This window comes from Niallia sp. FSL R7-0648, from assembly GCF_038007005.1.
GTDB classification, from domain to species: Bacteria; Bacillota; Bacilli; order Bacillales; family Cytobacillaceae; genus Niallia; species Niallia circulans.
In genome coordinates, this window is sequence record NZ_JBBOWE010000001.1 from 1,436,013 (window position 1) to 1,448,666 (window position 12,654).

Annotated in this window: 13 protein-coding genes and 1 pseudogene; 13 read left to right on the forward strand and 1 reads right to left on the reverse strand. The window is 36.9% G+C overall.

All coding sequences use genetic code 11. The features are described from left to right. Positions 1-29: 29 nt before the first annotated feature. From NSQ89_RS06710 to NSQ89_RS06720, 3 genes are all read left to right on the forward strand, one after another. On the forward strand, positions 30-1,802 hold the full coding sequence (locus tag NSQ89_RS06710; RefSeq protein WP_341132390.1) for a vWA domain-containing protein: 1,773 nt from the start codon (positions 30-32) through the stop codon (positions 1,800-1,802). After that, complete coding sequence (locus NSQ89_RS06715) at positions 1,786-4,545, forward strand: VWA domain-containing protein (protein ID WP_341132391.1); 2,760 nt, start codon at positions 1,786-1,788, stop codon at positions 4,543-4,545. The genes NSQ89_RS06710 and NSQ89_RS06715 overlap by 17 nt, the downstream gene beginning before the upstream one ends. Positions 4,546-4,886: 341 nt before the next feature. Further along, positions 4,887-5,069: a hypothetical protein gene (locus NSQ89_RS06720; protein ID WP_341132392.1), complete on the forward strand. Its 183-nt coding sequence runs from the start codon at positions 4,887-4,889 to the stop codon at positions 5,067-5,069. Positions 5,070-5,191: 122 nt separating this feature from the next. On the opposite strand, the pseudogene NSQ89_RS25325 reads toward NSQ89_RS06720, so the two are convergent. Next, positions 5,192-5,343, reverse strand: a pseudogene (locus NSQ89_RS25325) (IS256 family transposase); the annotation flags it as partial. Between the two features lie 397 nt (positions 5,344-5,740). Between NSQ89_RS25325 and NSQ89_RS06725 the strand changes: the two are divergent. The 10 genes from NSQ89_RS06725 to ylqF all read left to right on the forward strand — a co-directional run bounded on the left by NSQ89_RS06725 (position 5,741) and on the right by ylqF (position 12,465). Then, a complete protein-coding gene (locus tag NSQ89_RS06725; RefSeq protein ID WP_047939979.1) occupies positions 5,741-6,073 on the forward strand; it encodes a putative DNA-binding protein in 333 nt (110 codons plus the stop codon). 12 nt (positions 6,074-6,085) lie between these two features. Next, positions 6,086-7,438, forward strand: coding sequence for a signal recognition particle protein (ffh, locus tag NSQ89_RS06730; protein ID WP_047939980.1), 1,353 nt, complete (start codon positions 6,086-6,088; stop codon positions 7,436-7,438). Between the two features lie 175 nt (positions 7,439-7,613). After that, positions 7,614-7,886 (forward strand): 30S ribosomal protein S16, encoded by a 273-nt coding sequence (gene rpsP, locus NSQ89_RS06735; RefSeq protein WP_016201097.1) that lies wholly within the window; start codon positions 7,614-7,616, stop codon positions 7,884-7,886. 11 nt (positions 7,887-7,897) lie between these two features. Then, positions 7,898-8,128: a KH domain-containing protein gene (locus tag NSQ89_RS06740; protein ID WP_031534442.1), complete on the forward strand. Its 231-nt coding sequence runs from the start codon at positions 7,898-7,900 to the stop codon at positions 8,126-8,128. A gap of 358 nt (positions 8,129-8,486) precedes the next feature. After that, entirely contained in the window at positions 8,487-8,864 is a 378-nt protein-coding gene (locus NSQ89_RS06745; protein WP_047939981.1) for a YlqD family protein, read from the forward strand. 11 nt (positions 8,865-8,875) lie between these two features. Continuing rightward, entirely contained in the window at positions 8,876-9,394 is a 519-nt protein-coding gene (gene rimM, locus NSQ89_RS06750; RefSeq protein WP_144579777.1) for a ribosome maturation factor RimM, read from the forward strand. Next, positions 9,394-10,137, forward strand: a complete 744-nt coding sequence (trmD, locus tag NSQ89_RS06755; RefSeq protein WP_047939983.1) for a tRNA (guanosine(37)-N1)-methyltransferase TrmD — start codon at positions 9,394-9,396, stop codon at positions 10,135-10,137. The genes rimM and trmD overlap by 1 nt, the downstream gene beginning before the upstream one ends. Before the next feature lie 220 nt (positions 10,138-10,357). Beyond that, positions 10,358-10,702 (forward strand): 50S ribosomal protein L19, encoded by a 345-nt coding sequence (gene rplS, locus NSQ89_RS06760; protein ID WP_047939984.1) that lies wholly within the window; start codon positions 10,358-10,360, stop codon positions 10,700-10,702. A gap of 346 nt (positions 10,703-11,048) precedes the next feature. Then, positions 11,049-11,585: a signal peptidase I gene (gene lepB / locus NSQ89_RS06765; protein ID WP_047939986.1), complete on the forward strand. Its 537-nt coding sequence runs from the start codon at positions 11,049-11,051 to the stop codon at positions 11,583-11,585. 28 nt (positions 11,586-11,613) lie between these two features. Further along, positions 11,614-12,465, forward strand: a complete 852-nt coding sequence (gene ylqF / locus NSQ89_RS06770) for a ribosome biogenesis GTPase YlqF (RefSeq protein ID WP_047939987.1) — start codon at positions 11,614-11,616, stop codon at positions 12,463-12,465. The last annotated feature ends 189 nt before the right edge of the window (positions 12,466-12,654 follow it).

Here is a 12,654-nt window from a genome sequence, read left to right on the forward strand (position 1 = left end):
TTTCATTACGAGCCAAAAGGAGAGACAAAATGCATTTAGCACAACCCTATTATTTTTTGCTGCTAATTTTTATTGGATTATTCATCCTAATATATTTTTTTCGCAAAAAATATACAAAACAAACTATCCCCTCCAATTTACTTTGGGAGGAAGTTCTTAAGGAAATGAGGGCATCCTCCTGGTTTCATAAATGGCAAAATAATGTTCTATTCTGGCTGCAGCTTCTATGCTTGCTACTCTTGATGTTTGCATTAGTAGGACCATATTTTGCTAAAGAAACGATGAAAGGGGAGCAAATCATATTCTTATTTGATACCTCGGCTTCGATGGCCGCGAATGGTAGTAGCTCTAACCGTTTAGAAGATAGTAAAAAAGAAGCACTCGAAATGATGAAAGGTCTTCAGAAAAATCAAGCCGTTACGATTTTAGAGGTAAATGATCGTCCTCAAATACTTCTGCATAATGAGTCAGAGCGAGATAAAATAAGTGCCGCAATCAAAGGGCTAGAACTTTCCTATACACATGAAGACTGGCAAAGTGCAACAGAGCTGACGGCAAGTCTAGCGAAAGAGGGTAAAACGGCCATTCATATTTTTTCGGATGGGGTAGAGAAGGAAAGAATAAAAAATATCGATTCTTTTTATGTAAAAGTACATAATCAAGAGCAGGAAAAAGCAGAAAATGTTTCAATTTTATCTTTTGGTGTATCAAAAAATGCCGATAAAATAGCGGGAATTGCGATGGTGGAAAACCAAACAGATTCCCAAAAAACAATACCTTTTCAAGTTGAAAGTGAAAAAACAGTGCTTTATCAACAAGATATTGAATTAGAGCCAAAGGAAAGAAAAGTAATTGCGATAAACGATCTTCCTGAGAAATCTTATTACAGTGCCCAACTTAATGTAACAGATGATTTTTTAGTTGATAATATGCAAACCGCTGTATTAAATAAACAGGCAACAACTATGTATACTGATAATGAAATGAATCCTTTTTTGGTAAAAGGATTTGAGGCGATCGGTCTTCAAGTTATCCAAATGGAGAATAAAGAAGATTTTCTCACAAAACAGGATGGTATTTTCCTATTATCTGGTTCTGCGTTACCCGAACATATCGAAGGCCCATTTGTTTTCTTCTTTACAGGTGGAAAAAAAGAAGAAGTGCAAACAGTGATAGAACCAAGTGAGGATGAACTACTTTTACATGTCGATATGAAGGATGTTTTTATCACAAGTGCAACGAAGCAGACAATGAAAACGATGAAACCCATTGTTAAAAGTGGAGAACTGCCGTTAATTCAAAAAGGTGAATGGAATAATCAGCCCGCTATAGCTATTCAATTTGACTTAAAAGATAGTGATTGGCCATTACATCCAAGTTTTCCGATCTTTTTATATAATATGTATCAATGGCTTTCTTCTCAATCCAATTATGTTGGTGATTTTCAGCCATTAGAATCGCGGACCATTCATTTAACAAGCAAAGAAACAGAGTGGGATATTTATAATGAAAGCGACCAATTAGTGAGAACCTTCTCATTGGATGATGGTTTCCAAGCACCAAAGCTGCCTGGTGTTTATCAATTGACAAATGGCTCTGAAATTCTTTATTTTTCAGTAAATCTAGATGATCGAGAGAAGACGACTGCTACGCAAAAGTCGTTTGTTCTAAATGAAGATAAACTAATAGGCAATGAAATGACAAAAACGCAGAATGATTGGTTATGGTATATTTTATGCTTGCTTGCGCTGATCATTTTATGTATGGAATGGGAGGTGTATCGACGTGCAGATAGAGTTTAAATACCCATTCATTCTATTAATTTTTCTTCCTATTGTCTTTCTTCTTTATCGGTACTGGAAACAATCAAGGATGATGTCAAATAGAAAAGAAAGACAAGTTATTCTCTTTTTAAGAAGCTTGATTTTTTCTCTATTAATTCTTGCGCTTGCCATTCCACAAATAGTTCTGCCGCAAAAAGAAAACCAAGTTGTTTTTCTGATGGATCGCAGTGCAAGTGTACAAGATGCAGGAGAGCAGCAGCTTGAATGGCTGGAAAAAAGCTTGCGATATAAAAAAGAAAAAGATCTCTATAGTGTTCTTTCCTTCGGAGAAAAAACAACTATAGAGCAAATGATGGGCAAAGATGAACTTCGTTTTCCGAAATGGAATGAGGAGTTAGGCAAAGACCACACAAATATTGAAGGGGCGCTTAACCTTGCCAGCAGTGTTTTTTCCAATAATAGCGGCGGTAGGATTATACTGTTTACCGACGGGAACGAAACGATGGGAAATCTTACTGAAGCGGCAAAATTATTAAAAAACCGCTCCATTGAATTAGACACTGTGCTGCTTGAGCCCTCTTTATATGAAGATACTGCTGTTACAGATGTAGAAGTGCCGTCCACTTTATTTGAAGGGGAACAAGCAAATGTTTCTGTAACAATTGAAAGTAATAAGGCGAAAACGGGATTACTTCATTTTTATGAAAATAATCATAAAATTGTCTCAAAGTCTATCAAAGTGAAAGAAGGTACAAATGTAATCCCTATTCAGTTTCCTGTAAAACAGACTGGCTTGGTAACATATAAAGCAGAAGTTGAACTTATGAATGATGCCTATGCTGAAAATAACAAGCTTCAGGTTGTCAATACGGTTAAAACCATTCCGAAAATTTTAGTAGTGCAAAATAGTCCCAATGAAGCATTTGTTCAAGCATTAGAAGCTGCTGGGTATAAAGTAGAGGTTCGTTCCTCTATTCAGCTTCCTACTGTGCTTTCTGGCTATTTAAACTATCAGTCGATTATTTTTAATAATATTGCAGCAACAGATATTACGGAAAAGCAAATGAGTCTTATTGAAAAAAGCGTTAAAGACTTTGGCGTCGGTTTTCTCATGACGGGTGGAGAAAACAGTTTCGGGTTAGGAGGATATTTTCAAACCCCTATCGAAAAATTATTGCCTGTTGATATGGATATAAAAGGGAAAAAGGAAATGCCCTCACTGGCATTAATGATTGTTTTGGACCGTTCGGGAAGCATGGACGGATCGAAATTTTCGTTAGCAAAAGAAGCAGCAGCTCGGACTGTAGAATTGCTTCAAGAGACTGATACATTAGGATTTATAGCTTTTGATGATAAACCGTGGGTTATTGTAGAACCTGAACCTTTGAAAAATAAAGAGGAAGTTGTAGAGAAGATTCGTTCTGTCCCAGTTGGCGGCGGAACCGAAATTTATGGGTCATTACTGGAAGCCTATGAGCAAATCAGTGATTTAGATGTAAAAAGAAAACATATTATTTTGCTAACAGATGGACAATCTGCAACGAATAATAATTATGAAGAGTTAATTAATAATGGCAGCAAGAAAAACGTTACAATTTCAACAGTGGCTTTGGGGGCGGATGCAGATCGGAATTTATTAGAAGAATTAGCGGAAATGGGAGCTGGACGTTTTTATGATGTACAGGATTCTTCGGTAATTCCTTCGATTCTATCAAGAGAAACTGTTATGGCGACAAGAACTTATATTGAGGATAATCCGTTTTATCCTCAAATAAAGTCTGGCTACGGATGGGATTCCTTGTTTAGTAAAGGGGTACCAAAAATGAATGCCTATATCGCAACAACGCCAAAATCAGAAAGCACCGTTCCAATTGAGAGTACAAAAAAAGATCCTGTTCTAGCGGAATGGCAATACGGTTTAGGTAAGGCAATAGCTTTCACTTCTGATGTAAATGGTATGTGGGCAGGAGATTGGGCGCGTTGGAACCAATGGAGTAGTTTTATGACAAAAATGGTCGCAAATACCCTGCCACAGTACGATTCGGAAGCATATTCTTTATCCGTTGAAAAAGCGAAAGACCGAACCTATCTATCGATAACCGCTGATCATTTATCGATGCTTCCGATTGAAACAACCATTATTTCCGAAAGAGGAGATACGGTGGAAGGAAATACAAAAATGATTGCTCCAGGAAAATATGAAGTGGATGTTGACGATGATCCTGGTCTTTATTTTATTCATGTTAAACAAACAGATGAGGACGGAAACGTTACTGTTTACCAATCAGGATTTACCGTTCCCTATTCAGACGAATATTTAATTACCGGAGCAAATAAAGAAAAGCTTGCTGAGCTTCTGGCGATAACTAACGGATCTCAGCTGGAGAAAGAATCACAAGCGTTTCGTCCGTTAAAGGATCCAGTTAAACAAAAGCAGGAAATTACTGAAATCTTGCTGCTGATTAGCTTCCTGCTTCTATTTTTCGAAATTGCTATTAGAAGACTTGGATTACCAGTGAAATTTTTCCCTGTCTTTGAAAAGAGAAAAAGAGGTAAGCGTCAAAATAATCGAGTATCTTCTATAGAGAAGAAAAAAAGTGTAGCACCTAAAGAAAGACCAGTTGCTTTAAAGAAAGATGTTTCAAGCAGAGAACCGAAACAAAAGCAAGAAAAACCGCTAGAGAAGATAAAGACGGAAAAGGTAGACAGCGAAAATCATTTGGAACAATTATTACAAATGAAGCGGAAGAAAAAGCGATGAATCAGATTGGTATGAAACTGCAGACAAACTTTATTGATTGTCTGCAGTTTTTTGAGGTGGAAAAGGTAATAGAGAAGTACCATCTGTGACCGAGCAAGGGGCAAGAAGTCAAGTCCGAAATAATGTGTAAATTCCTTAACTACAATGTTACAAACTTAATTTAGATTCTTTTAATTCTAGGGTATAATAAACTAATATTGTAATATTTTGGAATAGAGGAAATGGTCAAAAAAAAGGAGAGAGACATGAGCAACAAACTACTATAGTTTATTTGGAGTTATCTAACTTATTCCTTCGAAGAGGCTATTGATGGAGCAGATTTGATAGCGGAAGTAAAAATAATGGTAGAACTACTGCAAAAAAACACCGTAACGGCTACACATGAACTAGGAAATGCAATTGGTATAGGCGATTTATATAGTGTAGTTAATAAAAACAAACTAATGTATGGGATAGAAAACAGAACTGAAATGCACCACAAACTGCTGATAAAACAGATGCAAAAGAGGCTACGAGATAATTGAAATTCTAGAATTATGAATCTAGCAATTTTTTAGAAATATTAATTTTAATATTCAAAGATAGAGTCCTCTAGAAAAGAGATATATGAAACGTTTGATTAGGCAGCTTTTATAAGGTGTCTTTTTTCTGGCTCATAATAGCCTTTACGGTAATCACGTCGGTCGGTAGAACGTTCATAAGAATTGGCATTTAGATACAGGTCACGCTTTTTTTCATAAGTTCATTTAATACTAAAACGATAGAAGATTTCGTAATCGCTTCTATATCAAAATTAATTACGGATTCTTTTTACACAATTATATGGACTTAATCGGGAAAGAGGAGAAAAAGGTAACAGAGAAGCTTAGTAAAACCTATGTGTATTTTATGTCAAAAAAACTTATCTCATTTATAGATGCTAAGTCAGACGCCTACCAGTTTGTATAACGATAACTAAGGCGCTTCCGCTTTTCGATTTGTCCGGCTCCGAGTGTCCAGGGATGATGGGCTTCCCGCCGCTTCCCTACCGTTCACCGTGTTTCCTTTATCTCAGTAAGACACTTACCAGTTTGTACAACGATAACCAAGGCGCTTCCGCTTTTCGATTTGTAAAGATATTTTCTTGACATCTTTTTTGGGGGTGTGTAAAATAGTCGATGTAAAGGCTTTTGACTTAACACGGGGGTATTATTCGATGCTTGAGAAAACAACGAGAATGAATTATTTATTTGATTTCTATCAGTCGTTGTTAACACCGAAGCAACGAAGCTATATGTCTCTTTACTATTTGGATGATTACTCTCTTGGGGAGATTGCTGCGGAGTACAATGTAAGCCGGCAAGCGGTGTATGACAACATTAAACGTACGGAAGCAATGCTAGAAGAATATGAGAATAAGTTAGTGTTACTTCAGAAATTTCAGGAACGTCAAGTTCTTTTTGAAAAGATGAAAAAAATGCTAGAACATGATACCTTATCTATATCTGCGTTGCGAGAAGCAGTAGAGGAACTAGAGAAATTAGATTAAGGAGGCTGACGTATGGCATTTGAAGGTTTAGCTGACCGACTGCAGAACACGATGCAAAAAATCCGCGGAAAAGGGAAAGTAAATGAAGCGGATGTTAAAGAAATGATGCGTGAAGTTCGTCTTGCACTCCTTGAAGCGGACGTTAACTTTAAAGTGGTAAAAGACTTTGTCAAAAAAGTAAGTGAGCGTGCAGTTGGACAGGAAGTGCTAAAAAGCTTAACTCCTGGACAACAAGTTATTAAAGTAGTAAAAGAAGAACTTACTGAATTAATGGGTGGAGAAGAAAGTAAAATTGGCGTTAGTAAGCGCCCTCCAACTGTTGTTATGATGGTCGGACTACAAGGGGCAGGTAAAACAACAACTACTGGTAAGCTTGCGAATTTATTGCGTAAAAAACATAATCGTAATCCGTTATTGGTAGCTGCAGATATTTATCGTCCTGCTGCGATTAAGCAATTGCAAACTTTAGGAAAGCAGCTTGATTTTCCGGTATTTTCACTAGGAGATCAAGTTAGTCCAGTTGAAATTGCAAAACAAGCAATTGAAAAAGCAAAAGAAGATCATCATGATTATGTTTTAATTGATACAGCTGGTCGCCTTCATGTAGACGAAGCACTAATGGATGAATTAAAGCAGATCAAAGAACTTGCAAACCCAGAAGAAATATTACTCGTTGTCGATGCAATGACAGGGCAGGATGCTGTTAACGTAGCTGGCAGTTTTAACGAGCAGTTAGGATTAACGGGAGTTGTTTTAACAAAACTTGATGGGGATACACGCGGGGGAGCAGCACTTTCTATTCGTTCTGTTACAAATACACCAATTAAATTTGTTGGTTTGGGAGAAAAAATGGATGCGCTTGAAGCGTTTCACCCTGAGAGAATGGCTTCCAGAATCTTAGGAATGGGCGATGTCCTAAGCTTAATCGAAAAAGCACAAATTAATGTAGATGAAGAAAAAGCAAGAGAGTTAGAAAAGAAAATGAAGTCTGATTCATTTACCTTTGATGATTTTCTTGATTCCTTAAGCCAAGTTAGAAGTATGGGGCCGCTGGACGAATTATTAAAAATGATGCCAGGTGCGAACAAAATCAAAGGCTTAAATAATATGAAGGTGGATGAAAAGCAAATTGCCCATGTTGAGGCAATCATTAAGTCCATGACAAAGCAAGAAAAAGAGCATCCTGAAATTATCAATTCTGGCAGAAGAAAGCGTATTGCGAAAGGAAGCGGAAGAACGGTTCCAGAAGTAAATCGACTTTTAAAACAGTTTGATGATATGAAAAAAATGATGAAGCAAATGACCAATATGGGTCAAAAAGGCAAGAAAAAAGGTAAATTTAAATTACCATTTAACCCTTTTTAACAGCGATTATTTGTAAAAAAGAGGATCTGTTTGTCCATTGGAATGGCGCGGAGACTGCCTGTGAGAGGGCTTAAATAAAGATTTTTAACACTGACAAGAAAAAACACTTTACAAAGTGTTGGAGTATCTGATAATATACTATCTTGTGTGAAACTATTCGGAGGTGCAATATTAAATGGCAGTAAAAATTCGTTTAAAAAGAATGGGAGCAAAAAAATCTCCTTTTTATCGTATCGTAGTAGCAGATTCTCGTTCACCACGTGATGGACGTTTCATTGAAACAGTAGGAACTTACAATCCAGTAGCAAACCCTGCTATCGTGGAAATCAACGAAGATAAAGCTCTACAATGGTTACAAAATGGTGCAAAACCATCTGATACAGTACGTAACCTATTCTCTAACCAAGGTATTATGGAGAAATTCCACAATATCAAAAACGGTAAATAATATTTGATGCAATGAAAGAGCTTATAGAAACGATTGTTAAGCCCCTTGTTGATTTTCCAGAGGAAGTTGCTGTAACTGTAACAGAAGAGGATAATCGTATCACTTACTTGCTTTCTGTCAACGAGAATGACATTGGAAAGGTAATAGGGAAGCAAGGGCGAGTTGCTAGAGCAATTCGAACGATTGTTTATGCAGCAGGATCATTACAACAAAAGAAAATTATTGTTGATATTAGAGATTAAATGAAAAGGAAGGAGGGGGAACCCTCCTTCCTTTATTTTTTAGGGGAAATAGTAGCTTTGGCTGATAAAATGGAAATTTGGCTGAAAAGAGAGCGTGTTTGGCTGATAAATCGGAAATTTGGCTGATAAGAAAGCAGGATTGGCTGATAAATCGAGATTTTGGGCTGATGATCGCACTATAAATAGCTAATATAACTTCATTACCCTAAAAGGCAGAAACAAACGGCAGCTTTTCTGAAAAATAGTTGTAATTACGTTCGGAAAATTGATTCCCCCCTTTGTTTTTAGACGAAAACAGTAATCTGTGTTACTTTGTTAGTAGTAAGGACTAAAGTTGTCATCTGTTAGGAGGAAGTGAATGAAGATTCTTCAGTCTGTAACAGTAAAACAAGTATTAACCGAAACTACCAAAAAGTCGATTTCCGATCGATATAGGCAAGAAATACAGCAGTTAGAAAAAGAAATACAGCAGCTTCAATTTGAAGAAAGAAAACAATTGAAAAATAATCCTTCTATTTCGGAAATAAAAACTTTTTTTCGTAAGGAAGTTACAAATAAATTAGAGAAACAAAAAACGATAGAGTTTCAATTAAAGCAATTACATATACTACCGTTAGGGACAGAGATTAAAGAACAGGAAGTAATGGGACTTGTTGATGTTCAAGTGGGACAGGCTTGGGAAAGTACTAAGAAGACGATTGTTGTCAAAGATGGAATAGTGGTTGACATTCGATAGAGGTGAAGGTAATGGAAAAATGGTTTAATGTTGGAAAAGTTGTAAATACCCATGGGATAAGAGGAGAAATCCGCGTCATTTCTCGTACTGATTTTCCAGAAGAACGATATAAAATTGGAAACACCATTTATTTTTTTCAAAACGATAAAGCAAATCCCCTAGAACTGAAAATTAAAAGTCATCGTGAGCATAAGAACTTCAATCTACTTACATTTGAAGGCTATGATAATGTAAATGATGTAGAATTTATGAAGGGTGGTCTCCTGAAGGTTCCAGAGAGTTTTTTAGGTGAGCTTGCGGAGAATGAATATTACTTCCATGAAATTATTGGCTGTAAAGTAGTGACAGTTAAAGGAGAAGAACTTGGAGAAATCACAGAAATTTTAACACCAGGTGCAAATGATGTTTGGGTGGTAAAGGGTAAAGATAAGAGTGAAATTTTAATTCCTTATATTGAAGAGGTAGTCATGAAAGTAGATGTAGAAGAAAAAGTAGTTGTCATAGAGCCGATGGAAGGGCTGTTGTCTTAATGAAAATTGACGTATTGACTTTATTTCCTGAGATGTTTGAAGGCGTCCTTCATAGCTCCATTTTAAAAAAAGCACAAGAAGCGGAAAAAGTAGCTTATAAGATCGTCAATTTTCGCGATTATGCCGATAATAAACATCAAACCGTTGATGATTATCCATATGGAGGAGGTGCGGGAATGGTGTTGAAGCCACAGCCTATATTTGACGCTGTGGACGCTCTAAAACCAAAAGATAACAGAAAGCCTCGTGTCATCTTGATGTGCCCTCAAGGCGAAAGATACAGTCAAGCAAAAGCAGAGGAATTAGCACAAGAAGAGCATTTGATTTTCATTTGCGGACATTATGAAGGCTATGATGAGAGAATTAGAGAACATTTAGTGACAGATGAAATCTCCATTGGTGATTATGTCCTTACAGGCGGCGAATTAGGGGCTATGGTCGTTATTGATAGTGTAGTACGTTTATTACCAGGCGTGCTTGGAAAAGAAGCATCCCATGTTAATGACTCTTTTAGCACTGGTTTGTTGGAGCATCCTCATTACACTCGTCCAGCCGATTTCCGAGGAATGAAGGTACCAGACACGCTGCTTTCTGGAAATCATGCACATATTGATGAATGGAGAGAAAGGGAATCCTTCCGAAGAACGATTGAAAGACGACCAGATTTACTCGAAAATTATCCGCTGACTGAGAAGCAGAAAAAGTTGGTAAAAGAGCTAACAAATCAGCATCATCCAAGCTAATGGGGGATGGAATTGTTGAAGATTTGATGAAGGAATCTATTAAGGAGCAAGGTAATACTATTATTTTCAGAAAAAATATTGCTGTTATGCTCCTTTTATGTTAAGATAACACTTGTGACTTAAACAGATGAATTTCTGTGAAGGGTCTTATAACGATGTTCCGCTGCAAGTGGTCTCTATCTATGAGTGCAAGAGCGTCTGTTGGAAGGAGTTGAAAACGATGCAAAAATTAATAGAAGAAATTACAAAAGAACAACTTCGTTCTGATCTTCCTGCGTTCCGTCCTGGTGACACTGTACGTGTACACGTGAAAGTTGTTGAGGGTACTCGTGAGCGTATTCAGTTATTTGAAGGTGTTGTAATTAAGCGTCGTGGTGGTGGAATCAGCGAAACTTTTACAGTACGTAAAGTTTCTTACGGAGTTGGCGTTGAGCGTACATTCCCTGTTCACACACCTAAAATTGCGAAGCTAGAAGTTATCCGTCGCGGTAAAGTACGCCGTGCGAAACTTTACTACCTACGTAACCTGCGTGGTAAAAAAGCTCGTATTAAAGAAATTCGATAATTGTTACCAAAAAAGAGCCTGTTCTTGTAACAAGCTCTTTTTTATATCCTTAAATGCTGCTTATAGAAAACTCGCATATTAGAAATAATAGTCCTATAATTCATCCAAAAATGAGGGGGATGCTGAGAAAGGAAACTGAAGTGGTCTTTAAATGGAATCACAACTTAGCAAATCTATTTCTAATCTATATGCGAATAATTGGAGTAATCTGGAACAAAAGTCCAACTGCAATCTTTCCAATTTTACTTCATCCGGAAATTCCGCTAAAATATTATCATGGTAGAGAGAACTTTTAACCATACATAAAAAAATACCTATATTGTTCAGTTAAGGATTGGTGAAAGGTATGGCAACTGAAAAGAAGAAGAAAAATGAAATTTGGGAATGGAGTAAAGCATTAATAATTGCTGTTTTACTTGCTGTTGTTATTCGCTATTTTTTATTTGCTCCAATTGTAGTTGATGGTGAGTCCATGCAGTCTACATTGCTAGATCAAGATCGAATGATTGTCAATAAGATAAATTACAAAGTAAGTGAACCGAAGCGTTTTGATATTGTTGTGTTCCACGCTCCAGAAGGTAAGGACTATATAAAAAGAGTAATTGGTCTACCCGGAGATACAATTGAATATCGCGATGATGTTTTATATGTGAACGGACAAGCTTATGAAGAACCTTATTTAGAACATAATAAAGAAGGCGTAATAGGCCCTCTAACAGAAGACTTTACAGCAACTGTGCCAAAAGGAGAATTATTTGTGATGGGAGATAACCGTCGCAATAGTAAAGACAGTCGTCATATCGGTACAATTGGCTTTGATAAAATTATTGGTACTACAAGTGTGGTATATTGGCCAATAGCTGATTGGAAAATAGTAGAATAATGTTAGTGGGAGAAATAGAGGTGCATGCATGACTATACAATGGTTTCCAGGGCATATGGCAAAAGCCAGAAGGCAAGTAACGGAAAAATTAAAGCTAGTTGATATTATTTTTGAATTAGTGGATGCGAGAATTCCGCAATCTTCACGAAATCCAATGATTGATGAAATTATCCAGCATAAGCCAAGAATTGTTTTGTTAAATAAAGCAGATATGGCAGATAAAGAACGAACGAAAGAATGGATTCGTTATTTTCAAAGTCAAGGAATAAGAGCACTTGCGATTAACTCTCAAGCAGGTGTTGGAATGAAAGAAATTACTGCTTTAGCAAAAGAAGTACTAGCAGAAAAATTTGATCGGATGAAAGCGAAAGGGATTAGACCTCGAGCGATTCGAGCGATGATTGTTGGAATTCCTAATGCAGGTAAATCTACTTTAATTAATCGGTTGGCAAAGAAAAACATTGCCAAAACGGGGAATACACCTGGTGTGACGAAAGCGCAGCAATGGATTAAAGTAGGGAAAGAACTGGAGTTATTAGATACACCAGGAATACTATGGCCGAAATTTGAAGATCAGGAAGTAGGCTTAAAGCTTGCATTAACAGGTGCGATAAAGGATACAATTTTGAATTTGCAGGACATTGCCATATTCGGACTTCGTTTTTTGGAAAAAGAGTATCCGCAACGTTTAAAAGAAAGGTACCAATTAGAAATAATTCCAGAAGATACAGTAGAGCTGTTTGATCGTATCGGTGAGATAAGAGGAGCTCTGTCGGGTGGCGGTATCGTTAACTATGATAAAGTAACGGAACTAATTATTCGTGACATTAGAGGTGAAAAGTTTGGTCCGCTAACTTTTGAAAGAGCAGACGAAATGTAAGGGAAAAACTGCAAGGAGAAGTGGCTAAAAACAGACACTTCTCTTTTTTATGTAATATATTTACCTATAAATGATTAGGTCCAGCGCTTTGAATCATATGGGAGATAAGAAATGATATGAAGCATCCCACACGGAATAATAGGACCATTTATAGGACCGGTCTCTTGGAAGGGAATGTGATCGGGGCTA

What these genes read in the sequence shown, in the direction of transcription:
- NSQ89_RS06710 (WP_341132390.1), top strand. Translation starts at nt 30, where the DNA reads ATGCATTTAGCACAACCCTATTATTTTTTGCTGCTAATTTTTATTGGA.
- NSQ89_RS06720 (WP_341132392.1), top strand. Translation starts at nt 4,887, where the DNA reads ATGGTAGAACTACTGCAAAAAAACACCGTAACGGCTACACATGAACTA.
- NSQ89_RS06725 (WP_047939979.1), top strand. Translation starts at nt 5,741, where the DNA reads ATGCTTGAGAAAACAACGAGAATGAATTATTTATTTGATTTCTATCAG.
- ffh (WP_047939980.1), top strand. Translation starts at nt 6,086, where the DNA reads ATGGCATTTGAAGGTTTAGCTGACCGACTGCAGAACACGATGCAAAAA.
- rpsP (WP_016201097.1), top strand. Translation starts at nt 7,614, where the DNA reads ATGGCAGTAAAAATTCGTTTAAAAAGAATGGGAGCAAAAAAATCTCCT.
- NSQ89_RS06740 (WP_031534442.1), top strand. Translation starts at nt 7,898, where the DNA reads ATGAAAGAGCTTATAGAAACGATTGTTAAGCCCCTTGTTGATTTTCCA.
- NSQ89_RS06745 (WP_047939981.1), top strand. Translation starts at nt 8,487, where the DNA reads ATGAAGATTCTTCAGTCTGTAACAGTAAAACAAGTATTAACCGAAACT.
- rimM (WP_144579777.1), top strand. Translation starts at nt 8,876, where the DNA reads ATGGAAAAATGGTTTAATGTTGGAAAAGTTGTAAATACCCATGGGATA.
- trmD (WP_047939983.1), top strand. Translation starts at nt 9,394, where the DNA reads ATGAAAATTGACGTATTGACTTTATTTCCTGAGATGTTTGAAGGCGTC.
- rplS (WP_047939984.1), top strand. Translation starts at nt 10,358, where the DNA reads ATGCAAAAATTAATAGAAGAAATTACAAAAGAACAACTTCGTTCTGAT.
- lepB (WP_047939986.1), top strand. Translation starts at nt 11,049, where the DNA reads ATGGCAACTGAAAAGAAGAAGAAAAATGAAATTTGGGAATGGAGTAAA.
- ylqF (WP_047939987.1), top strand. Translation starts at nt 11,614, where the DNA reads ATGACTATACAATGGTTTCCAGGGCATATGGCAAAAGCCAGAAGGCAA.